Origin of the sequence: Streptomyces sp. NPDC058307, assembly GCF_042880295.1 — a bacterium.
Lineage (GTDB): Bacteria > Actinomycetota > Actinomycetes > Streptomycetales > Streptomycetaceae > Streptomyces.
This window is the reverse complement of the sequence record NZ_JBHVYZ010000100.1, coordinates 1-22,130: the sequence shown is the minus strand read 5'-3', so window position 1 is coordinate 22,130 and position 22,130 is coordinate 1. Positions and strand designations below refer to the sequence as shown.

Sequence of the window (22,130 nt, the reverse complement as noted above, 5' to 3'; positions counted from 1 at the left end):
CGCTTTATTCTTGGTTCTCGTGGGCTGGTTTTTTTTTATAAGAGACCGCGCGGCGCAACTTGCGGGCGCGGCCCCGGAGGAATGATCTCCGGGGCCGCGCCCTTTTCGTACGGGTCAGCCGGCCGTCGGCGACTGGGTCCTGAGGAGAGTGGGCAGCCGAGTCGTCCGCGGCTTGGCAGGGATCTCGGCGACCGCCTTCGCGAGGGCCTGTTCCACGCCGTGGACCACGGACAGATGGCGGTCCGCCCTGCCGAACGCCGTGTAGACCCAGGGCCGGCTCAGGGCCTGCGCCGCGTCCCCGGGCAGCACCACGACCGCCGCGGGCCAGCGGCCGCCCACCGCCTGGTGCGCGGTCAGCGCCCAGCCGTGCCGCACGGACTGCTCCACCCGCTCCTTCGGTACGACGACGGGTTCACCGGAGCAGTTCAGGTGCAGGCCGTCCGCGTCGGCCCCCACCACCTGGCCCGGGAGCGTACGGCCCGGCACGGGGGAGTAGGCGACGCGGTCACCGGGGTCGAATCCGCCGAAGCGGCCGGGGCCGGGGTTGAGACGCTCCTTCAGAGCGGCGTTCAGGACGCGGGTGCCCGCGGCGCCCCCGTGGCCCGGGGTGATCACCTGGGTCTCCTCGGCGGGGACCCCGATGGCCCGCGGCACCGAGTCCGCGACCAGCTGCACGGTCCGGTGCACGGCCTCGCCGGCGTCCCGCACCGGCACGATCACGACCTCCTTGCCGGGGGCCTCGACCTGGTTCAGCTCACCGATGCCGATCCCGGAGACCAGCTCGCCCAGGGGGCCGGGGTCCGGCCTCCGTGAGGCGACCTGCGGACAGATCCGCGCGGCGAGAAGATCCGCGAACACCCGCCCCGGCCCCACCGACCACAGCACCGCCGGATCCCCGGCCAGCACCAGCCGCGCCCCGTCCGGCAAGGACTCCACGAGCAGCGCGGCCGTCTCGACGTCCAGCTGGGGCGCGTCGAGCACGACGAGGAGGTCGAGAGCGAACGCCCCGTCTCCGTCCCGACCCGGCCCTTCAGCCCCGGAGAGCAGCCCGGCGACGGTGGTGACGGGCTCCGGCGACACCAAGTCCCCCGGTCGGCCGGGCTCGGCGTAGGCGGTGTCGTGCCCCGCGGCCCCGTCCGAGCCAGGGGCGTCCGGCCGGCCGGCTTCCAGCAGGGCGCCGAAGCGGTCGCGGCCCACCGGGCCGTGGGTGGCCGCCCACGCGCGCAGGCCCAGCCCTCGCGCCGCGGCCAGCAGTGCCGCCAATTCCGTCAGGGACGCCTCGCCGCCGGTGTGCAGGACCAGGCCATCCGCCGCGACCGCGCGGATCAGCTCGGCGGCCGAACCCTCGGCCGACGCTGCGGCGCGCTCCCAGTCCCCGGCCGAACCGTCCTCCTTCGGCACGGAGTTGATCAGCCGGGCCAGCCCGTCGGCGAGGCTCTCCTCCGCGAGGGCGTACCGCTCGAGCCCGACCAGGACGCGGACCGGCCGCTCCGCCCCCTCCTCGTCGTCCTCCGCGGGCTCCGGTGCCGCGGGGTCGAGGGCGTCCTGGAAGACCAGGGCCTCGGCCTCGGCGATCGTGCTCTGTACGGCCGCCTCCACGTCCGGCACGGCCCGCTGGGCCAGCGCGGCGGTGAGCGCCGGCATCTCCAGCGCGGTGTGCCCGGCGAGCGCCGCCTGCTCCAGGAGCCAGACGGTGACCGCCCGCCCCCGCCGCTCGTCGTCCGGTGCGCACTCCGCGCCGAGCAGCGCCCGGGCGAACCCGTCGGCCTGCTCGGGCCGTACGCCCGTGACCCGCAGCAACTGCCAGGGGTCCGCCCGCAGTTGTTCGTCGGCCCCTTCCCCGAGGACCGCGGCGACCTGCGCCGCGAGGGCCTCCGGCGCCCCACCCTCGGTCAGCACCCGCCGTACGGCCTCCACGGTCTCCGGTGCGGTCGGGCCGACGGAACCGGCGACACCGACCGCGCCGCCGGAACCGGCAGCCTCCGCAGACACCGGCCGGGGCCGCACCGGCTCCTGGGCGGGGCGACGCGGTGGCTCGGGCTCACTGAAGACGGCGGTCACGGGCTTCGCCCCGCTCTCCACCGCCCGTACGGCCGCGAGGAGATCGGCCGCCTTCCCGCTGAGCTTGGTCCCGCTCTCGACGGGCCCCTGCTTCTCGGCCTTGCGCCGGGCGATCCGCTCCTGCTCGATCCGCTGCGCCGCCAACTCGGCCTCGGCCTCGGACAGCTGGGCCTTGGCCGCGCCCTCCGCATCACCGCTGTGGCCCTCGGTCACCCCCGCTTCACCGGCACCGGCATCACCTTCGCCCGGCCCTGGCTCACTACCGTCGCCGGAATCCGTCTCGACGCCTTCGTCGCCGCCTGCACCGGTCCCGCTCGGCCCCGTCTCACCGCCGCTCGCAGAGGCCCCGGCGAAGCCCCCGTCACCCCCGCCGCTTCGGTCTGCCCCCGCAGCCTCCCGGCCCGTCGATTCGTCACTGTCGGCGTGCGGCCCCCCGGCCGCCTCCGCCGACCCCGCTTCGCCGCCCCCGGCGCCCGCCCCGGCGCCGTCCGTCTCCGAGCCCGGTGCTCCCCCCGTGCCCTGCGGCTCCGGTGCGGCGCCCCGCGTCCCCGGCTCGGTCGTCTCCGTGGGCTCCGGCTCCGTGCTCACAGCGTGCTCCAGTCGTGATCGGGATAGCGGTGCACGGGCGCCGACACATCGTCGAGCGCCCGGCAGATCTCGTCAGGAAGACTAAGGGCCTCCACTGACAATGCCGCCGTGAGCTGCTGCGAGTTGCGCGCGCCGACGATCGGCGCGGTCACCCCCGGCCGGTCCCGGACCCACGCGAGGGCAACCTGGAGCGGCGTGACCGCGAGCCCGTCGGCCGCCGTGGTCACCGCGTCCACGATGTGGCTCGCGGTGTCGTCGAGGTACGGCGCGACGAACGGCGCCAGATGCTCCGAGGCACCCCGCGAGTCGGCCGGGATGGAGTCACGGTACTTGCCCGTCAGGACACCCCGCCCCAGCGGCGAGGAGGGCAGCAGCCCGATGCCCAGGTCGAGCGCGGCCGGCAGCACCTCCCGCTCGATGCCGCGCTGCAGCAGCGAGTACTCCAGCTGCGTGGCGGCCAGCCGGGTCCGCGTCCCGGGCGCCGCCAGCTGCCAGGTCCCCGCCTTGGCGAGCTGCCAGCCGCAGAAGTTGGAGACCCCGGCATAGCGGACGCGGCCACTGCTGACGGCCAGGTCGAGGGCCTGGAGCGTCTCCTCCAGCGGGGTGCAGGGGTCGTAGGAGTGGATGTGCCAGACGTCGACGTAGTCCGTGCCTAGCCGGGCCAGCGAGTCGTCCAGCGCGGAGAGCAGATGTCCGCGCGAGCAGTCGACCCGGATGTCCGGGTCGGGCACGCTGCCCGCCTTGGTCGAGATGACCAGGTCCCGCCGCGGGACCAGGCCCTCTATGAGGCGTCCGAGCAGGTACTCCGCCTCCCCGTCGCCGTACACGTCCGCCGTGTCGACCAGCGTCCCGCCTGCCTCCCAGAATGTTTTCAGGAGGTCCGCCGCGTCGTGCTCGTCGGTGTCCCTGCCCCAGGTGAGGGTGCCGAGCCCGATGCGGGACACACGCAGGCCGGTACGGCCGAGATGCCTCTGCTCCATGAACGCCGAGATTACTGGCCACACCCTGTCGCGTGGGGGCCTGTGGACAACGGATTGGGACAGGTGCGCGAGAAACGCGCCCCGGCACGGCACGGGCCGCGACCTGCCCCGGCGAGCCCCGCCGCGCTAAGGTCTGCCGACAAGGACGTTACTGATCGGTAAGGGGAATCGGCCATGCAGCTCGGGATCAACCTCGGCTACTGGGGCGCCGGAATGGACGCGGACAATCTCGCCGTCGCCCAGGAGGCCGACCGGCTCGGATACGCCGTCTGCTGGGCCGCCGAGGCCTACGGCTCGGACGCGGCCACCGTGCTCACCTGGGTCGCCGCCCAGACCGAGCGCATCGACGTCGGCTCGGCCATCTTCCAGATCCCGGCCCGCCAGCCGGCGATGACCGCGATGACCGCCGCCACCCTCGACTCCCTCTCCGGCGGCCGTTTCCGCCTCGGCCTCGGTGTCTCGGGACCGCAGGTCTCGGAGGGCTGGTACGGCGTCAAGTTCGACAAGCCGCTGGCACGCACGCGTGAGTACGTCGAGATCGTGCGCAAGGCCATGTCGCGCGAGCGCCTCTCCTACGAGGGACAGCACTGGACGCTGCCGCTGCCCGGCGGTCCCGGCAAGCCGCTCAAGCTGACCGTGCACCCCGAGCGCGAGCACATCCCGCTCTACATCGCCGCGATCGGCCCGAAGAACCTGGAGCAGACCGGCGAGATCGCCGACGGCGCCCTGCTGATCTTCCCCTCCGCCGAGCACCTGGAGGACACCGCGATCCGGCATCTGCGCGCCGGGCGCGAGAAGGCGGGCAGGACGCTCGACGGGTTCGACATCGCCCCGACGCTCCCGCTCGCCCTGGGTGAGGACAAAGACGTCACCACGCTCGCCGACACCTTCCGCCCCTACACCGCGCTGTACGTGGGCGGCATGGGCAGCCGCAAGCAGAACTTCTACAACCAGCTCGCCCAGCGCATGGGCTTCGAGGCGGCGGCCGCCGAGATCCAGGACAAGTACCTGGCCGGCGACAAGGACGGCGCCGCGGCCGCCATCCCGCACGACCTCATCGACAAGACGACACTGCTCGGCTCCGTGGACCGCATCGCGGACCGCATGAAGGAGTACGCGGCGGCCGGCGTCACCACCCTGACCCTGGCCCCCGCCGGCTTCACCCTCGACGAGCGCCTCGCCTCGCTCCGCGCCGGCACCGAGGCCCTGGAGCGCGCCGGACTCGCGTAACCGGCGCTCAGAGAAGTTCTACGGCCGTGGTGGGGGCTCGGGGGTCTTCCCCGCCACGGCCGTCACGTGATTCAACGCGCCCACGCCCGCGCGGTTACGCCCCGGCGTGACCCCGCTGGTCCTCCTTTTGGCGGAGTTGTCCGGCACAGCTGTTGCGGCACCCCTCGCGCCGCATTTGACTCTTTCTTTGCGGATTGCCGCGGAGTCCGGCAGAGAGGTGCCCCACGATGCTTTCGGCCAAGAGCCTGTTCCAGGAGATCCTCGACCACGACGAGTCCTTCCGGCTGTTCTGCTCCATCGCCGCAAGCGGGGAGGCGCAGGGCGGCTGGGAGAACGCCCGGATCGCCGCTCTGGTGCCGCCGGGCGAACGTGGCCTCGCCCCCAAGATCTCCCGGCACGGCGCCGACGAGGACAAGCACGGGCGGATCTTCAACGCCCTGATGAAGAAGCGCGGACTCCAACCCGTCCCCGTCCCGCCGGAGACGGACTACACGATGCTCCTGGAGAAGCAGGGCATCGGTCTCGCCCACGAGAAGCTCAAGGCCGACCAGCCGCTCACCGTGGCCGACATCATCACGTACCTGGCCCACAGCCGGGTGACCGAACAGCGTGCCGCGGACCAGATGGTGCTGCTGCGGAAGTTCTTCGCCGACCACCCCCAGGTCGGCAACGCCGTCAAGATGATCTCCCACGACGAGGACAACCACCTCGCGTACACCCACGAGGAACTGCTGCGTTTCGCGGCCGCCGGACACGGCCCGTACATCCAGCGCACCCTGCGTACGTGCGCGCTCGCCGAGATCCGCGTCTACCGGGACGTCAGCCTCGCGGCCATGGCCCACATGGGCAGGATCCTGGGCTGGCCGAAGGCCAAGTCGGCGGTGCTCGCGGCGGGCATCCACGCGATGTACGCCTACGAGCGCCTGGGCGGCTGGCGCCGCATGGTCTCCCTGAAGGTGCCCGACCGCCGCGACGCCCTCGGCGGACCCGCCACACCGGCCCCCGAGCTCGCCTAGGGTCCGCCAGAAGGACCCTCAGAGCCATCCCCGGCGCTTGAACGTGCGGTACAGCAGCATCTCCAGCACGCCCATCAGCGCGATCACCGCCGGGTACGCCCACACCCAGTGCAGCTCGGGCATGTGGTCGAAGTTCATGCCGTAGATCCCCGCGATCATCGTGGGGATCGCCGCCATGGCCGCCCACGCGGAGATCTTCCGCATGTCGTCGTTCTGCCGGACGCTCATCTGCGCGAGATGCGCCGACAGGACGTCCGACACCAGCCGGTCCAGGCCCTCCACCGACTCGTTCACGCGCGCGAGGTGGTCGTTGACGTCCCGGAAGAAGGGCCGCGCCCGGTCGTTGACGAACGGCACCGTCCCGCCGTACGCCCCGACGCCCGCGAGCCGGGTCAGCGGCATCGAGAGCGGGACGGTGGCCCGGCGGAACTCCAGGATCTGCCGCTTGAAGGTGTAGATCCGCGACGCGGTGCCCCGCGAACCGCCGCCGTCCGGCGAGAACACCTCCGCCTCCAGTTCCTCCAGGTCGGTGCCGAGTTCCGTCGCCACCTCCAGGTAGTGGTCCACGACGGCGTCGGCCACCGCGTACAGCACCGAGGTGGGCCCCTTGCCGAGCAGCTTCGGTTCCTGCTCCAGGCGCTCCCGTACGGCCTTCAGCGGCGAGCCCACGCCATGACGGACCGTCACCGCGAAGGCGTCGCCGAGGAAGAGCATGACCTCGCCGGTGGACACGGTGTCGCTCTCCTGCTCGTACACCACCGGCTTGAGGACCACGAACAGCGAGTCGTCGTACACCTCGAGCTTGGGCCGCTGATGCGCCTTGAGGGCGTCCTCCACCGCCAGCGGATGCAGCCCGAACTCCTTCGTGACCAGCTCGAACTCCTTCGCCGACGGCTCGTGAAGCCCGATCCAGACGAACCCGCCCGCCAGCCGCGCCTGGTCCAGCGCGTCCGACAGGTCCTCGGGCCCCTCCGAGCGGTGCCCCTCCCGGTAGATGGCACAGTCAACGATCACGGAGCGTGTTCTCCCATCGCTCGAACGACGCCGCGGTCCGGCGTACGCCTACTCTGGGCCGCATGCCCACGTTGATCCTTGTCAGGCACGGACGATCCACCGCGAACACCGAGGGGCTGCTCGCCGGGTGGACGCCCGGGGTCGCCCTGGACGAGCGCGGCGCCGCACAGGCCGCCTCGCTGCCCGGACGCCTCGAGGGCGTGCCGATCTCCGAGGTCGTCGCCAGCCCCCTGCAGCGCTGCCAGGAAACCATCCAGCCGCTGCTCGACGCCCGGCCGGGCCTCCCCGCGCACAGCGAGGAGCGCATCGGCGAGTGCCACTACGGCGACTGGTCCGGGCGCAAGCTCGCCGAACTGGGCGACGAGCCGCTCATGGAGGTCGTCCAGGCGCATCCGTCGGCGGCCGCGTTCCCCGGCGGCGAGTCCATGCGAGCGATGCAGACGCGCGCGGCCGAGGCCGTACGCGAGTGGAACGCGCGCGTGGAGCGCGATCACGGAGCCGACGCCGTCTATCTGATGTGCTCGCACGGCGACATCATCAAGTCGCTCGTCGCCGACGCACTCGGACTTCATCTCGACCTCTTCCAGAGGATCTCTGTAGAACCGTGTTCCATCACCGTCATCCGTTACACCCGGCTGAGGCCGTTTCTCCTCCGCCTCGGCGACACCGGTGACTTCGCCTCCCTGGTGCCGCGCGAGGAGGCCGCGGGCGGTGACGCCCCGGTCGGTGGTGGTGCGGGCGCACCGTGATCGTCGGGCGCAGTAGGGTGAAGCGGTTCACCCAAGCGCGTTCACGCACGGACGTTCCCGTCGTTGCCGTCGTTACCGTACTCACGAATCCAATGGAGACAGGACGTGTCCCGTCAGGTGTTCCTCTATGACCCGCCGGACCGCTTCGTGGCCGGCACGGTCGGACTGCCAGGGCGCCGTACGTTCTTCCTCCAGGCCACGGCCGGCCCCCGAGTGACCAGCGTGGCCCTGGAGAAGACGCAGGTGGCCGCCCTCGCCGAGCGGATGGAAGAACTCCTCGACGAGGTCGTGCGCCGCAGTGGCGGCAGCGCCCCCGTGCCGGCCGTGCCGCCGGTCGAGATCGCCGACACCGCGCCCCTCGACACCCCCGTCGAGGAGGAGTTCCGGGTCGGAACCATGGCCCTCGCCTGGGACGGCGAGGAGCAGCGCATGATCGTCGAGGCGCAGGCCCTCGTGGAGCTGGAGGCCGACTCCGAGGAGGACCTCGCCGAGGCCGAGGAGAGACTCCTCCAGGACGAGGAGAACGGACCCCCGATGCTGCGGGTCCGGCTCACCGGCGCGCAGGCCCGGGCCTTCGCCAAGCGCGCCCTGGACGTCGTCAACGCGGGGCGGCCGCCGTGCCCGCTGTGCAGCCTCCCGCTCGACCCGGAAGGACACGTATGTCCGCGCCAGAACGGATACCGCCGCGGAGCGTGAGCACGGCAGAGCTGCTCGCCCGGGGTGAGCTGACGGTACGCGGACAGATCCGGGACGCCTCCAACGCGGTGCTGCACTGCTCCGTCGCGTACGAGGGCCAGGAGCTCCTCTGCGTCTACAAGCCGGTCCGCGGCGAGCGACCTCTGTGGGACTTCCCCGACGGCACCCTCGCCCAGCGCGAGGTCGCCGCCTACGAGGTGTCCGAGGCGACCGGCTGGGGCCTGGTGCCGCCCACCGTGCTGCGGGACGGGCCCTACGGCGAGGGCATGTGCCAGCTCTGGATCGAGGGCGTGCCAGGCAGTGAGCTGCTCGCCCTGGTCGACGGCGAGGAGCCCGAGCCGGGCTGGAAGGCCATCGGCTTCGCCGACGTCGGCGAGGGCAGGACCGCGCTGCTGGTGCACGCGGACGACGAGCGGCTGCGCAGGCTCGCCGTGCTCGACGCCGTGATCAACAACGCGGACCGCAAGGGCGGCCACCTGCTGCCCGCCGAGGGCGGCCGGCTCTACGGCATCGACCACGGAGTGACCTTCAACGTCGAGAACAAGCTGCGGACCCTGCTGTGGGGCTGGGCGGGGGAGCCTTTGACGGGGGAGGCGGTCGAGGTCCTGAAAGGCCTCAAGGAGGCCCTGTCGGGCGAGCTGGGCACCCGGCTGGCCGCGCTGATCACCCCGGTCGAACTCGACGCCACGCGCGCGCGTGTCGACACGCTGCTGGACTCCGGGAAGCACCCGGAACCGAGCGGCGAGTGGCCGGCCATTCCCTGGCCGCCCGTTTAGCAGGACACTGCGCACAGGCCCACTGCGCACAGGCCTACTGCACATAGGCCGGTAAGGCGCAAGAAGGCCTTACCGGCCATCCGGCCCGGTCCGGTTCGTATACGGAACATCCGTCCGGTTAGGCTCATGACATGCATGCCTGGCCCGCTTCCGAGGTCCCCGCCCTGCCTGGTCAGGGCCGCGACCTGAGGATCCACGACACCGCGACCGGTGGCTTGGTCTCCCTCGACCCCGGTCCTGTCGCCCGTCTCTACGTGTGCGGCATCACGCCGTACGACGCCACCCACATGGGGCACGCGGCGACCTACAACGCGTTCGACCTCGTGCAGCGCGTGTGGCTCGACACCAAGCGCCAGGTTCACTACGTCCAGAACGTCACCGACATCGACGACCCGCTCCTGGAGCGCGCCGAGCGGGACAGCCTCGACTGGGCCGCCCTCGCCGAGAAGGAGACGACCCTCTTCCGCGAGGACATGACGGCCCTGCGGATGCTGCCCCCGCGGCACTACATCGGCGCGGTCGAGGCGATACCCGGGATCGTGCCGCTCGTCGAGCGGCTGCGGGACGCCGGCGCCGCCTACGAACTCGAAGGGGACGTCTACTTCTCCGTCGAGTCCGACCCGCACTTCGGCCAGGTCTCGAACCTCGACGCGGCCGCCATGCGGCTGCTGTCCGCCGAGCGCGGCGGCGACCCGGACCGTCCGGGCAAGAAGAACCCGCTCGACCCCATGCTGTGGATGGCCGCCCGCGAGGGCGAGCCGAGCTGGGACGGCGCCTCGCTCGGCCGGGGACGCCCCGGCTGGCACATCGAGTGCGTCGCGATCGCCCTCGACCACCTCGGCATGGGCTTCGACGTCCAGGGCGGCGGCTCCGACCTCGCCTTCCCGCACCACGAGATGGGCGCCTCGCACGCCCAGGTGCTGACCGGCGAGTTCCCCATGGCCAAGGCGTACGTCCACGCCGGCATGGTCGGCCTCGACGGCGAGAAGATGTCCAAGTCCAAGGGCAACCTGGTCTTCGTGTCGCAGCTGCGGCGCGAGGGCGTCGACCCCGCCGCCATCCGGCTGGCGCTGCTCGCCCACCACTACCGTGCCGACTGGGAGTGGACCGACCAGGTCCTCCAGGACGCCGTGGACCGGCTGGGCCGCTGGCGTGCCGCCGTCTCGCGCCCGGACGGCCCGTCGGCAGAGGCACTTGTCGAGGAGATCCGCGAGGCCCTCGCGAACGACCTCGACGCGCCCACCGCGCTGACCGCCGTCGACCGCTGGGCCGTCGCGCAGCAGGAGCAGGGCGGTACCGACATGGGCGCGCCCGGTGTGGTGACACGTGCGGTGGACGCGCTGCTCGGCGTGGCCCTCTAGAACGGCCTCGTTCAGAAGCCGCAGCGGCAAGGGGCGCTTCCTCTCCGCGGAGACAAGCGCCCCTTTCGTCTTTCAGTCGCCGGTCCGAACACCCTCTGTCCCGGCGGGAGTTCATGGGGATTAAGCCGGTGGAGGCGGCCGTCATGTGATGGGGTGGAAGCGTCGCTCGACCGTTCGGCCGGCCCTGCGCCGGCCCCTTGCAGAAGGACGCACCGTGGCACTCGCAGACCGTTCCTTCGCACGTCGCACATTCCTGACCACGACCACCGCGCTGACCGGAGCGGCCCTGCTCGGCGGCACCGCACACGCGGCCGATGCCCGGCACGCCGCGTGGCCCGCGCAGTTCCCCCTCCCCGACGGCTTCCAGCCCGAGGGCATCACCATCGGCTCCGAGCCGTACGCCTACTTCGGCTCGCTCGCGAACGGCGACATCTACCGGGCGAGCCTGGCCACCGGCCGCGGCAAGGTCGTCGCGAAGGGCTCGGGGCGCCCGACCGTGGGCCTGAAGATCGACCGGCACGGCAGACTCTTCCTCGCCGGCGGCGACAGCGCCGAGATACGAACCGTCGACGCGCGCTCCGGGGAGACCGAGCAGGTGTACGCCACCGGCGGCACCTTCGTGAACGACGTCGTGCTCACCCCGGGCGCCGCCTGGTTCACCGACTCCTTCAAGCCGGTGCTCTACAAACTGGCCAGGGGCGCGCTGACGACCGTACCGCTGACCGGGGACTGGCAGCAGGGCCCCGACTTCACGGCCAACGGCATCGAGCGCACACCTGACGGCCGCGCCCTGCTCGTGGTGAACGACTTCGCGGACGGCGGCACTCTCCTGCGGGTCGACCCGCGCACCGGCGCCGCGCGTACCGTCGACCTGGGCGGGGCGAAACTCCCCAACGGCGACGGCCTGTTGCTGCTCGGCCGGATCCTCTACGCCGTCCAGCAACGGCAGAACGCGATCGACGTGTTCCGGCTGAACGACGCCGGTACCAGGGGTACCGCGATCACCCGGATCACCGACCCGCGCTTCCGCATCCCGACCACGGTCGCGGCCTGGGGCGGGCGGCTGTATCTGCCCAACGCGCGCTTCGACGTGGAGCCGACGCCCACCACCGACTACGACGCGGTGGCGGTGCGGCAGGTCTGACACGGTCGAGGGCGGTGCGCATCCCGCGCACCGCCCTCACCATCCTGACCGACCCCGGCACCGGCTCAGTCCTCCGACGAGGAGTCCTCGTCGTCCGTCTCCGGCTCGCGCTCCGGTTCCGTCTCCGCCTCCGGCTTCGGCGCCTTGGGAGGCTTCGTACGACCACCGGGGCCGTCCCGCAGATAGGTCGTACTGTCGCTGCCGTCCGCGGTCGCGTGTCCGCCCGGCTGACCCGGCTGGCCGCCGTCCCGGCGCCGCAGGTACCGCTCGAACTCCCGGGCGATCGCCTCGCCCGAGGCCTCCGGCAGCTCCGCGGTGTCCCGGGCCTCCTCCAGCGTCTGGACGTACTCCGCGACCTCGCTGTCCTCGGCGGCCAGTTGGTCCACGCCCACCTGCCAGGCGCGCGCGTCCTCGCCCAGCTCGCCCAGCGGGATCCGTACGTCGATCAGGTCCTCCAGACGGTTCAGGAGGGCCAGCGTCGCCTTCGGGTTCGGCGGCTGCGACACGTAGTGCGGTACGGCCGCCCACAACGACACCGCGGGCACGCCCGCGTGGGTGCACGCCTCCTGGAGGATGCCGACGATGCCCGTGGGGCCCTCGTACTTGGTCTCCTCCAGGTCCATCCGCTGGGCCAGGTCCGGATCGGACGTGGTCCCGCTGATCGGCACCGGACGCGTGTGCGGGGTGTCACCGAGCAACGCGCCCAGGATCACCACCAGTTCCACGCCCAGTTCGTGGGCGAAGCCCAGCAGCTCGTTGCAGAACGAGCGCCAACGCATCGACGGTTCGATACCCCGGACGAGTACGAGATCGCGCGGCTTGTCACCGCCGACGCGGACCACCGACAACCTTGTCGTCGGCCATGTGATCTTGCGCACTCCGCCGTCCAGCCACACCGTGGGGCGGTTCACCTGGAAGTCGTAGTAGTCCTCGGCGTCGAGCGCCGCGAACACCTCGCCCTTCCACTCCTTGTCCAGATGCGCGACCGCGGTGGAGGCGGCGTCGCCGGCGTCGTTCCAGCCCTCGAACGCGGCCACCATGACCGGGTCGATCAGCTCGGGAACCCCCTCGAGCTCGATCACCCAGCGCCTCCTTCCGACGTGCCCTCGCCTAACGCACCAACCTTACGGCGTCCGGCGGGGGCGCCCGCAGCCCCCTTGCACGGGGGAGTGAACGATCACTGCCCCGTTCGCCACCCCCGAACACCCCGCCCTTCGGGCAGGCCGTCCCCGGAGCGGCTCACAGAGTGGAGCGCAGCCACTGTTCGACGCTCGCGATGTGGACTGTCGCCCAGGAGCGGGCCGCCTCGCCGTCCCGGTCCCGCAGGGCCGCCAGGATCGCCCGGTGCTCGTGCAGGGTGCGGCTGACCGCGTCCTCCTGGGTCAGGCCGCGCCAGATGCGGGCCCGGGTGGTGGGCCCGGACAGGCCGTCCATGAGGGAGCACAGGACGGAGTTGCCGGAGCTCTGCACGATCCCGCGGTGGAAGTCGAGATCGCTGGCGACCAGTTCCTCCACCGACGGGCTGTCGCCGAGCTTGTCCAACTGTGCGCCCAGCGCGTCCAGTTGCTGCTCGCTGATCCGGGAGGCGGCCATCGCGGTGGCGGCCGGCTCCAGGATGCGGCGCACGGCCAGGAACTCCAGGACCGTGTCGTCGCGGTGGAAGTCCACGACGAAGCTCAGCGCCTCCAGCAGGAGTTGCGGATCCAGGCTGGTCACGTACGTGCCGTCGCCCTGCCGTACGTCCAGGATGCGGATCAGCGACAGCGCCCGTACGGCCTCGCGCAGCGAGTTGCGGGACAGCCCCAGCTCGGAGGCGAGCTCGCTCTCCTTGGGGAGCCGGTCGCCGGGGCGGAGCGCGCCGGAGACGATCATGCCCTTGATCTTCTCGATCGCCTCGTCGGTGACAGCCATGTGCGGCCTCCTTCTCGCCCCGCGGTGCGCTGAGACGTCGGATGTCTCAGCTCATTATGAGCTCTGCGCAGGCGGGGCGCTTCCAGGCCCGGCAGGTCGGAGCGGACCGCCGACCGGGTCGTTCGCCCAGGCCATGTACGGTGGCGAGACCCACCGCAATATCAGGAGTGTCCCGAAATGCCCCAGGAACTGCGTGCTGTCGAATGGACCGGATCCGGCCTCGCGCTCATCGACCAGACGCTGCTCCCGGATCGCACCGAGACGAAGGTCGTCCGCGATGTGGACACTCTGGTCGACGCGATCCAGCGCCTCGTCGTGCGCGGCGCCCCGGCCATCGGGGCGGCCGGGGCCTACGGCGTCGCGCTGGCTCTGATCGAGGGGGAGCGCAAGGGGTGGTCCGAGGTCGAGATACGCGCGGCCGTCGCCCGGGTCCGGGAGGCCCGCCCGACCGCCGTCAATCTCATGGTGTGCGTGGACCGGGTGATGACCCGCTTCGAGGAGGGGCTCGACGCGGTGCTGGAGGAGGCCGGGGCGGTCCAGCGGGAGGACGTCTCGGCGAACCGGGCGATGGGTGCGTTCGGTGCGGACTGGCTGCTCGAACGGGTCGGCCTGGACCGCCCGTTGCGGATCCTCACGCACTGCAACACCGGTGCGCTGGCGACCGCGGGGTGGGGCACCGCCCTCGGTGTCATCCGTGAACTGCACGCGCGCGGACGCCTGGAGGTCGTCTACGCCGACGAGACGCGTCCCCTGCTCCAGGGGTCCCGGCTCACCGCCTGGGAGCTGGTCCAGGAAGGCATCCCGCACTACGTCCAGGCGGACGGGGCCGCGGCAGGAACGATTCTGCGCGGGGAGGTCGACGCGGCGATCGTCGGCGCGGACCGCATCGCGGCGAACGGCGACACGGCGAACAAGGTGGGCACGGTGGCCCTCGCCCTCGCCTGCGCCGACGCGGGCATCCCGTTCCTGGTGGCGGCACCGACCACGACGGTCGATCTCTCCACCAAGAGCGGCGACGACATCCACATCGAACTGCGCGACGGGTCCGAGGTGCTGGAGTGGGGCGGCGTGCGGACGGCTCCGGCGCAGTCCCGCGGCCACAATCCGGCCTTCGACGTGACACCGGGGCGCCTGGTGACCGGCCTGGTGACCGAGCGGGGCGTGCTGGAGGTCTCGGCGGGCGAACTCCCGGGCGACCGGCTGAAGTAGCCGCCCGGGCGAAAGAGGGGATCCGGCAGCGGGGTCCCCTCCCGGTGCCTCAGCGGCCCGTCAGCTCCAACTCCAGCAGCCACTCCACCACTTCGGTGTGATGCCGGGCCTGGCGGGGATCCGCACCCCACACGTACAGCCCGTGCCCGGCCACGACCACCGCCGGCATCCCGGGGTCCCGCGCCGCCTCCAGGCGGTCCCCGAGCACCTTCATGTCCTGGCTGTTGGCGATGACCGGCAGAGTCACCTCGACGTCGTGCGCGGGCCGGCCGACGCCCTTGAGCATCTCCAGGTCGCTGAAGACGATCCCGCCCGGCTCCCGCCGGCCCATGGCCACCGAGGCGACGGTGTGCACGTGGACCACGGCACCGGCCCCGGTGAGCGCCGCGACACGCGCGTGCAGCTCGGCCTCGGCGGACGGCTTCCCGCCCTGCACGGCCGCGCCCTGACCGTCGACCAGCACCACGTCGGCGGGCGTCAGTTCACCCTTGTCGTGCCCGCTGGCGGTGACGGCGAGCCGCAGCGGCTCACGCGAGAGCACCACGGACAGGTTCCCGGAGGTCCCCCGCATCCAGCCGAAGGAGGCGAAGCGGGCGGACTCGGCGGCGAGGACCGCTCCCGCCTCTTCCAGGTCGAGTGCGCTGATGTCGGCGGTCACGAAGTGCTCCTTGAAACGGTGATCTCGTCGAACGTCCCCGCCGCGGCGTGGTCGCCGACGCCCTGCTCGAAGTACGGCTCCCCGGGCCGCCGGATCCCGACGGCATGCCAGCCGGCCTCACGGGCCGCGTCCAGCTCGCCGGGCCGGTCGGAGAGGAACAGCAGACGGCCCGGCGCGATGCCGGTAGCCGAGGCGATCCGGCGGTACGACCCCGCCTCCTGCTTGGGCCCGGCGTTCTCGGTGTCGTAGAGCCCGGAGACCAGCGAGGTGAGGTCGCCCTCCGGGCTGTTGGTGAACCACGCCCGCTGTGCGGCGACGGACCCCGACGAGTAGACGTGGAGCTGTACGCCCGCGGCGTGCCAGGCGCGCAGCCGCGGTACGACGTCGTCGTAGAAGTGCGAGACGAGGTCGCCGCGGGCGAAGCCCTCGGACCAGACGATGCCCTGGAGGGTCTTGAGCGGGGTCGCCTTGCGGTCCTCGTCGAGCCAGGTGTTGAGCGCCTTCTCGACGCGGGCGGCGTCGGCGTCCGGTTCGCCGATCTCCTCGCGGACCCGGGCGACCGCCCGTGCCACCTCCGGGTCCCCGGACCGCTCGGTGAGCAGCGCGGCGAACCGCGAGCGCGAGTACGGGTACAGCACGTCGACGACGAACCCCGTGGCGCTCGTGGTGCCTTCGATGTCGAGCACCACGGCGTCGACGTCGTAGCGCAACGTCATGCGGTGGTCCTGTCGGCCTCGTAGCCGGCCGCGATGGTGTCGTAGTCCGGGAAGCGGGAGGCGATGGGGGAGCCGGTGAAGGTGCCGACCCAGCCGTCCTCCTCGTGGAAGAAGCGGATCGCGGTGAAGGACGGACGGGTGCCCATGTCGAACCAGTGCGTGGTGCCGCGCGGCACGCCGAGCAGGTCGCCCTTCTCGCAGAAGACCGCGTGCACCTCGCCGTTCACGTGCAGATAGAAGATGCCGGAGCCGGAGACGAAGAAGCGGACCTCGTCATCGTCGTCGTGGGTGTGCTCCTGGAGGAACTTCTCGCGGGCCGCCTTGGCCTTCGCCGGGAACTCCGGGTCCTCGCTCGGGTGCAGACCGAGGACGTCGACGGTGGTGAAGCCCTCCTCGGCGTTCAGCTTGTCGATCTCGGGGCCGTAGGCGGCGAAGACCGTCTCGCTGTCGGCGTCGAACGGGACGTCCTCGCGGATCGGCCACTGCTCGTAGCGCACACCGATCGGCTTGAGCGCCTCGGCGATCTCGGCGGGGTCCGAGGTGCGGCGGACCAGGGTCTCGGGGCCGGACTCGGACCAGGTGGTCAGCAGCGTCATGGGAGCAACTCCGGGGTTCTGGAAGGAAAGTCCGGATACCGAGACAAGCACCGGACGGGCGAGGGAGGAAGAGGAGCGGCGAAGGACGGTCGGCGAGGGTGGGTCAGCCGCGACACGACGCGCCGGGACAGCGGTGCATGCCGGGCATACACATCGCTTTCGCGCCAGGTGTCGTCATCGGAGCCTCACTGTGCCGGGTCGGGTGCCGGTCCTGCGATGGTAACTCCGGGCAGGCAGGCGCTCCGGTGTGACGTAGTCGTTGTCTCACCTGCTGAGAATGCGGTTCCATATCTTTGACGTGTGGCTGAAAACGTTCACATGATCTGCGTATGAAGACGCTGCTGCTCGTGCGGCGGCTGTACGTGGACTTGCTCCGGTCGACCACAGCCAGCTGTCGCTGACCCCTCCCGGAGCCCTCGCGCGCCCCGCCACCCCTGACATCGGTGGCGCATTTCTTTCGCTCGCTCCGGGAGACGCACTCCCTCTGTCTTCCTCACCCCGTACCTGGAGCCCCTCATGTCCCGTACCCGTCTGCCCCTCGCCGCGCTGTCCCTCGCGTCCGTCTCCGCCCTCGCGCTCGCGGGCTGCTCGCAGTCCACGGACGCGTCGAAGAACACCGGCGGCACCGCCGCCTCCGCCTCGGCCGCCACCGGCAAGAAGCCCGCCCCCTTCAGCGCGGGCGCGGTCAAGGTGGCCCTGGTCCGGCAGAGCGGCGCCGGCGACTACTTCGAGCAGTGGGGCAACGGCGCCAAGGCCCAGGCCAAGGCCCTCGGCATCGACCTGACCGTGTACGACGCCCAGGCCGACAACGCCAAGCAGGCCACCGACCTCTCCTCGGCGATCAACTCCGGCGCCAAGGCGATCATCATCGACCACGGCTTCCCGGCCACGATCCAGCCGGAGATCGACAAGGCCGTCAAGAAGGGCATCAAGGTCGTCGTCTACGACGTCGAGACCCCCACCAAGGGCGTGGTGAGCACCGAGCAGGACGACGCCAGCATGGCGCAGGCCGTCCTCGACGTGATGTCCAAGGACCTCGGCAAGAACGCCAAGGTCGGCTACGTCAACGTCGCCGGCTACGCCGCCCTCGACAAGCGGAACACCGTCTGGGCCAAGGAAGTCGCCGCGCAGGGCTGGAAGCAGCAGTTCAAGGTCGGCAAGGTCACCGACTCCACGGCCACCGACAACGTTCCCCTGGTCTCCGCCGCGCTCACCCAGCACTCCGACGTGACCGGCGTCTTCGCCCCCTACGACGAGCTGGCCAAGGGCACGGTCCTCGCGGTGCAGAACAAGAAGCTCCAGGACAAGGTGAAGGTCTTCGGCGCGGACGTCTCCAACGCCGACATCCAGCAGATGACCGCCGCCGACAGCCCGTGGGTCGCCACGGCGGGCACCGACCCGTCCGCGGTCGGCGCCGCGGTCGTCCGTACGGCCGCCCTGGAGCTGGCCGGTCAGCTGAACAAGACCTCGGTGGAGTTCCCGGCCGTCGCCATCACCCAGGACTTCCTGCGCGAGAAGAAGATCGCGAACATGGACCAGCTGCGTGAGGCGCTGCCCGCGCTGAACCTGTCGCAGGTGTCGACCGCCGACTGGATCGCGAATGTCGCCCACTGAGGCTCCCGCTGTCGCGCTCACCGACGTCAGCATGGCGTTCGGTGGCAAGACCGTCCTGGCCTCCGTCACCCTCGACATCGCCCCGGGCAGCGTGACCGCGCTGCTCGGCGCGAACGGCGCCGGAAAGTCCACGCTGATCAAGATCCTGTCGGGCGTGCACACGGACCACGGGGGCCAGGTGCGGGTGGCCGGCGAGCCCGCGGCCCTGCGGTCCCCGCTCGCCGCCCGCCAGTTGGGCATCCAGACCGTGCACCAGCGCATCGGCGAGGGCATCGTGCCGGGCCTCACGGTCGCCGAGAACCTGGTCTTCGAGGAGCTGGCACAGGCGCGCGGCAACCCGTTCCTGAACAGGCGCCGCGTCCTGGCGCGGGCCCGCGAGATCCAGGCGGGCCTCGAGCTCGGCTGGAGCGACTCGGTGCTGCGCCGCGACGTGAGCGAACTCGGCATCTCCGACCGCCAGTTGCTGATCCTCGCCCGCGCCCTCGCGACCCGCCCCCGGCTGCTGATCCTCGACGAACCCACCTCGGCCCTGTCCGCCACCGAGGCCGAACGCCTCTTCGCGCTCGTCGAGAGGATGCGCGACGACGGCATCGCGGTCCTCTACGTCTCCCACCGCCTCGGCGAGATCGACGCGCTCGCCGACCGCCTGGTCGTCCTGCGGGACGGCCGTCTCACCGAGGACCAGACCAAGCCCTTCGACTGGGACAGCGCTCTGCGCGCGATGCTGGCCCAGGCCCAGGAGGCGACGACGGCGCGGCCGGTGCGGGAAGGCGCCGAAGGCGAGGTCGCCCTCTCCCTGCGCGGTGTACAGCTCTTCGAGGGCCGGTCGCTCGACCTCGACCTGCGCACCGGCGAAGTCACCGGAGTAGTGGGCCTGCTGGGAGCGGGCAAGACCGAACTGGCCCGCGGCCTGTTCGGCGCCGAGCCCTTCGCGGCCGGGTCCGTCCAGCTGGACGGCACACCGTACGCGCCGAGAAGGCCCTCCGACGCGATCCGCAAGCGCGTCCACCTCGTCCCCGAGGACCGGCACGCCGACGCGCTCGTCCCCGGCTGGACCCTGGCCCAGAACATCTCGCTGCCGTTCCTGAAGTCGCTGTCCAGGACGGGACTGGTGAACACGGCCAAGGAGGACGCCCTCGGCCGCCACACCATCGAGGCCCTCGGCGTGGTCGCCCGTGACGAGCACAGCACCGTGGAGGAGCTGTCCGGCGGCAACCAGCAGAAGGTCGTCGTCGGCCGCTGGCTCGCCGAGACCCCCCGTGTCCTCATCCTGGACGAGCCGTTCCGAGGCGTGGACATCGGTGCCCGGCGTGACATCGGCCGCCGGGCCCGGACGCTGGCCGCCGAGGGCGCCGCCGTGCTCGTCCTGTCCGCCGACGTCGACGAGGTCCTGGAGATCGCCGACCGGGTCGTCGTGCTCGCCACCGGTGAGATCCACCTCGACGCGTACGGCGAGGACGCGGAACGCGACCGCGTCATCCAGACCATCTCCGCGTCCGTGTGACCCCGGCTCCCTGAGGAACTACGCCATGACCACCACCCAGAGCACGGAAGTCCCCACGAAGGCGGCGCTCCCGCCCGCCGACAGCACCGCCGTACGCGTACAGAACGCCGTCATCAAGTACGGCTTCATCTTCGTCACGGTCGCGCTGTTCCTGTACTTCGCGCTGAGCGAGGGCTCCTTCCGCGAGTCGGCGACCCTCCTCGACACCCTGCGGTACGTCTCCGTCGCCGCGATCCTCGGCCTCGGCGTCACCCTCACCATGGCCGTCGGCGGAATGGACATGTCCGTCGGCGCGGTCGCGGGCCTCGGCGTCTCGGTCGCCGCCCAGACGATGGTCGTCCAGAACCAGGTCGGCACGGTCGCGATCATCGCGGTCCTCGTGGCGGGCGCCCTCGCGGGCCTGCTCAACGCCCTGCTCATCGTCGTACTGAAGATCCCCGACATGCTCGCGACCCTCGGCACCATGTTCGTCATCCAGGGCGGCAAGCTGATCCTGGTCGACGGCCAGTCGATCACCCCGGGGATGACCCTGGACGACGGCACCACCGCCCCCGGCCGGTTCACCGCGGGCTTCCTGCGCATCGACCGCGGCACCGTGCTCGGCATCCCCGTCTCGGTCCTGATCTTCGGCGGTCTGACGGTCGCCGCCTGGGTGTTCCTCGCCCGCACCCGCTGGGGCCGGGTCCTCTACGCGATCGGCGCCAACCCGGAGGCCTCCCGCCTGGCCGGCATCCGCGTCGGCGCCTACCGGGCACTGGCCTACGTCGTCTCCGGCGTCCTCGCCTCCATCGGCGGCCTGATCCTCGCCTCCCGCATCGGCCAGGGCGACGTCTCCGCCGGAACCTCCCAGCTCCTGGAGGCGGTCGCCGTGGCCCTGGTCGGCACGTCGGTCCTCGGCCGCGGCCGCCCGAACGTCTGGGGCACGGCCCTCGGCGCAGTCCTCATCGGCATCATCACCACCGGCCTGACCATCAAGGGCCTGCCGTACTACACCCAGGACGTCGTCGAGGGCGCGGTCCTCATCCTCGCCCTGGTCTTCAGCTTCACCCTGTCCAAGCGCCGTACGTCTTGAGGAGACACATGGGCTACCGCATCCTGGAGACCGACGACATCCCGGCGTACCTGCGCGAGCGCGGCCACTGGGACGACCTGGGCGACATCGCCGTACGGGAGGTCTCCGACGGCAACATGAACCGGGTCTTCCTCGCCTCCTCGCCTGACGGCAGCCGCAGCCTCGCCGTGAAGCAGGCCCTGCCGTGGGTGCGCGTGGCGGGCCCGTCCTGGCCGATGAACCCGGACCGCGCCGACGCCGAGGCCCGCGCCTACGAGCAGATCGCGAAGGTCGCCCCCGACGAGATACCGGCGATCCACGGCTACGACGGCGAGAACTACGCGCTCGTCATGGAGGACATGTCGGACCTGGAGGTCCTGCGCACCCTCCTGAACGAGGGCGCCTCGTACGGCCCCCACACCTCGGCCCGCGTCGGCGAACTGGTGGCCCGGCTCTCCTTCGCCACCAGTGACTTCGGCATGCCGTCCGCCGAACGCAAGGCGCTGATCGCGGCCTCGGTGAGCCCCGAGCTCTGCAAGATCACGGAAGACGTGGTGCTGTCGGAGCCGTACATCGAGCACGAGCACAACCACTGGCACGAGGGCGTGGACGACCTGGCCGCCGCCTTCCGCGCGGACGCGACGCTGCGCACGGAGGTGGCCGAGCTCAGGCACCTGTTCATGACCGGCGCCCAGGCACTCCTCCACGGAGACCTGCACACCGGCAGCATCATGGTGGGCGAGCGCGAAGGGGCCCAGGTCGTCCGGGTCTTCGACCCCGAGTTCTCCTTCGTGGGCCCCATCGGCTTCGATATCGGCCTGTACTGGGCCAACGCCCTGGTCTCGGAGGAACGGGCCCGCGCGCTGGGCGGCCTGACCGACCACGCCGACCAACTCCGGCTGTCCTGGGAGGCCTTCGAGACAGAGTTCCGCCGCCTGTGGCCGACCCGGGTGGACACGTTCTTCGACGACGCCTACCTGGACCGCTTCCTGAGGAACGTCTGGACGGAGTCCCTCGGCTACGCGGGTACGGAGATCATCCGCCGCATCATCGGCTTCGCCCACCTGACGGACCTCACCACGCTCCCGGACCAGGTCCCGGCATCCCGGCGAGCACTGCTGCTCGGTCGCGAACTCATCGTGCGTCGCGCTGAGTTGTCATCGCCGAGCGCCGTACGCGATCTCGTGGCGTCACTCGTCTGAACACTCTGCGGTCGTGTGCCCGACGACGAACTGGCGCTCGGCACGTCCGGCACG

Annotated in this window: 20 protein-coding genes; 12 read left to right on the top strand and 8 right to left on the bottom strand. The window is 71.5% G+C overall.

The features are described 5' to 3' along the window. Positions 1–114: 114 nt before the first annotated feature. A complete protein-coding gene (locus ACFVYN_RS39105) occupies positions 115–2,649 on the bottom strand; it encodes a helix-hairpin-helix domain-containing protein (protein WP_390007167.1) in 2,535 nt (844 codons plus the stop codon). Next, positions 2,646–3,629 carry an aldo/keto reductase gene (locus tag ACFVYN_RS39100; RefSeq protein ID WP_390007164.1) on the bottom strand — a complete coding sequence of 328 codons (984 nt, stop codon included), beginning with the start codon at positions 3,627–3,629 and terminating at the stop codon, positions 2,646–2,648. Before ACFVYN_RS39100 ends, ACFVYN_RS39105 begins: the two co-directional genes overlap by 4 nt. A gap of 174 nt (positions 3,630–3,803) precedes the next feature. Between ACFVYN_RS39100 and ACFVYN_RS39095 the strand changes: the two genes are divergently transcribed. Both ACFVYN_RS39095 and ACFVYN_RS39090 read left to right on the top strand, forming a co-directional pair. After that, positions 3,804–4,859 (top strand): LLM class F420-dependent oxidoreductase, encoded by a 1,056-nt coding sequence (locus ACFVYN_RS39095; RefSeq protein ID WP_390007162.1) that lies wholly within the window; start codon positions 3,804–3,806, stop codon positions 4,857–4,859. Positions 4,860–5,086: 227 nt separating this feature from the next. Further along, the gene (locus ACFVYN_RS39090) at positions 5,087–5,875 is read left to right on the top strand and encodes a ferritin-like domain-containing protein (protein ID WP_390007159.1); all 789 of its coding nucleotides are present in this window, start codon (positions 5,087–5,089) and stop codon (positions 5,873–5,875) included. Between the two features lie 18 nt (positions 5,876–5,893). On the opposite strand, the gene corA is transcribed toward ACFVYN_RS39090, so the two are convergent. Further along, positions 5,894–6,889, bottom strand: coding sequence for a magnesium/cobalt transporter CorA (gene corA, locus ACFVYN_RS39085; protein ID WP_390007156.1), 996 nt, complete (start codon positions 6,887–6,889; stop codon positions 5,894–5,896). A 62-nt stretch (positions 6,890–6,951) separates the two neighbouring features. On the opposite strand from corA, the gene ACFVYN_RS39080 reads away from it, so the two are divergent. The 5 genes from ACFVYN_RS39080 to ACFVYN_RS39060 all read left to right on the top strand — a co-directional run bounded on the left by ACFVYN_RS39080 (position 6,952) and on the right by ACFVYN_RS39060 (position 11,615). Then, positions 6,952–7,638 (top strand): histidine phosphatase family protein, encoded by a 687-nt coding sequence (locus ACFVYN_RS39080; RefSeq protein ID WP_390007153.1) that lies wholly within the window; start codon positions 6,952–6,954, stop codon positions 7,636–7,638. A gap of 105 nt (positions 7,639–7,743) precedes the next feature. Continuing rightward, positions 7,744–8,334 (top strand): DUF3090 domain-containing protein, encoded by a 591-nt coding sequence (locus ACFVYN_RS39075; RefSeq protein ID WP_390007151.1) that lies wholly within the window; start codon positions 7,744–7,746, stop codon positions 8,332–8,334. Further along, positions 8,298–9,110 (top strand): SCO1664 family protein, encoded by an 813-nt coding sequence (locus ACFVYN_RS39070; RefSeq protein ID WP_390007148.1) that lies wholly within the window; start codon positions 8,298–8,300, stop codon positions 9,108–9,110. Before ACFVYN_RS39075 ends, ACFVYN_RS39070 begins: the two co-directional genes overlap by 37 nt. Before the next feature lie 131 nt (positions 9,111–9,241). Continuing rightward, positions 9,242–10,471: a cysteine--1-D-myo-inosityl 2-amino-2-deoxy-alpha-D-glucopyranoside ligase gene (gene mshC, locus ACFVYN_RS39065; protein WP_390007145.1), complete on the top strand. Its 1,230-nt coding sequence runs from the start codon at positions 9,242–9,244 to the stop codon at positions 10,469–10,471. Positions 10,472–10,685: 214 nt separating this feature from the next. Further along, positions 10,686–11,615: an SMP-30/gluconolactonase/LRE family protein gene (locus ACFVYN_RS39060; protein WP_390007142.1), complete on the top strand. Its 930-nt coding sequence runs from the start codon at positions 10,686–10,688 to the stop codon at positions 11,613–11,615. A gap of 65 nt (positions 11,616–11,680) precedes the next feature. On the opposite strand, the gene ACFVYN_RS39055 is transcribed toward ACFVYN_RS39060, so the two are convergent. Together ACFVYN_RS39055 and ACFVYN_RS39050 are read right to left on the bottom strand one after the other, a co-directional pair. Further along, a complete protein-coding gene (locus ACFVYN_RS39055) occupies positions 11,681–12,697 on the bottom strand; it encodes a PAC2 family protein (protein ID WP_390007139.1) in 1,017 nt (338 codons plus the stop codon). 157 nt (positions 12,698–12,854) lie between these two features. Further along, on the bottom strand, positions 12,855–13,526 hold the full coding sequence (locus ACFVYN_RS39050) for a FadR/GntR family transcriptional regulator (protein ID WP_390007136.1): 672 nt from the start codon (positions 13,524–13,526) through the stop codon (positions 12,855–12,857). A 177-nt stretch (positions 13,527–13,703) separates the two neighbouring features. Between ACFVYN_RS39050 and mtnA the strand changes: the two genes are divergently transcribed. Then, positions 13,704–14,735: an S-methyl-5-thioribose-1-phosphate isomerase gene (gene mtnA / locus ACFVYN_RS39045; protein WP_390007133.1), complete on the top strand. Its 1,032-nt coding sequence runs from the start codon at positions 13,704–13,706 to the stop codon at positions 14,733–14,735. Between the two features lie 49 nt (positions 14,736–14,784). On the opposite strand, the gene mtnB is transcribed toward mtnA, so the two are convergent. Genes mtnB through ACFVYN_RS39030 form a run of 3 tightly spaced genes read right to left on the bottom strand, consistent with a single transcriptional unit; the run spans position 14,785 to position 16,705 of the window. After that, entirely contained in the window at positions 14,785–15,393 is a 609-nt protein-coding gene (gene mtnB, locus ACFVYN_RS39040; RefSeq protein ID WP_390007131.1) for a methylthioribulose 1-phosphate dehydratase, read from the bottom strand. Next, on the bottom strand, positions 15,390–16,109 hold the full coding sequence (gene mtnC / locus ACFVYN_RS39035) for an acireductone synthase (RefSeq protein WP_390007129.1): 720 nt from the start codon (positions 16,107–16,109) through the stop codon (positions 15,390–15,392). Before mtnC ends, mtnB begins: the two co-directional genes overlap by 4 nt. Then, positions 16,106–16,705: an acireductone dioxygenase gene (locus tag ACFVYN_RS39030; protein WP_390007127.1), complete on the bottom strand. Its 600-nt coding sequence runs from the start codon at positions 16,703–16,705 to the stop codon at positions 16,106–16,108. The genes mtnC and ACFVYN_RS39030 overlap by 4 nt, the downstream gene beginning before the upstream one ends. 516 nt (positions 16,706–17,221) lie before the next feature. Here ACFVYN_RS39030 and ACFVYN_RS39025 point away from each other — a divergent pair. The 4 genes from ACFVYN_RS39025 to mtnK are packed head-to-tail and all read left to right on the top strand — an operon-like array spanning position 17,222 to position 22,076. Next, entirely contained in the window at positions 17,222–18,319 is a 1,098-nt protein-coding gene (locus ACFVYN_RS39025; RefSeq protein WP_390007126.1) for a substrate-binding domain-containing protein, read from the top strand. Beyond that, positions 18,306–19,823 (top strand): sugar ABC transporter ATP-binding protein, encoded by a 1,518-nt coding sequence (locus ACFVYN_RS39020; protein ID WP_390007124.1) that lies wholly within the window; start codon positions 18,306–18,308, stop codon positions 19,821–19,823. The genes ACFVYN_RS39025 and ACFVYN_RS39020 overlap by 14 nt, the downstream gene beginning before the upstream one ends. Positions 19,824–19,848: 25 nt before the next feature. Further along, positions 19,849–20,895: an ABC transporter permease gene (locus ACFVYN_RS39015; RefSeq protein ID WP_390007122.1), complete on the top strand. Its 1,047-nt coding sequence runs from the start codon at positions 19,849–19,851 to the stop codon at positions 20,893–20,895. Between the two features lie 8 nt (positions 20,896–20,903). Then, positions 20,904–22,076, top strand: a complete 1,173-nt coding sequence (gene mtnK, locus ACFVYN_RS39010; protein ID WP_390007120.1) for an S-methyl-5-thioribose kinase — start codon at positions 20,904–20,906, stop codon at positions 22,074–22,076. The last annotated feature ends 54 nt before the right edge of the window (positions 22,077–22,130 follow it).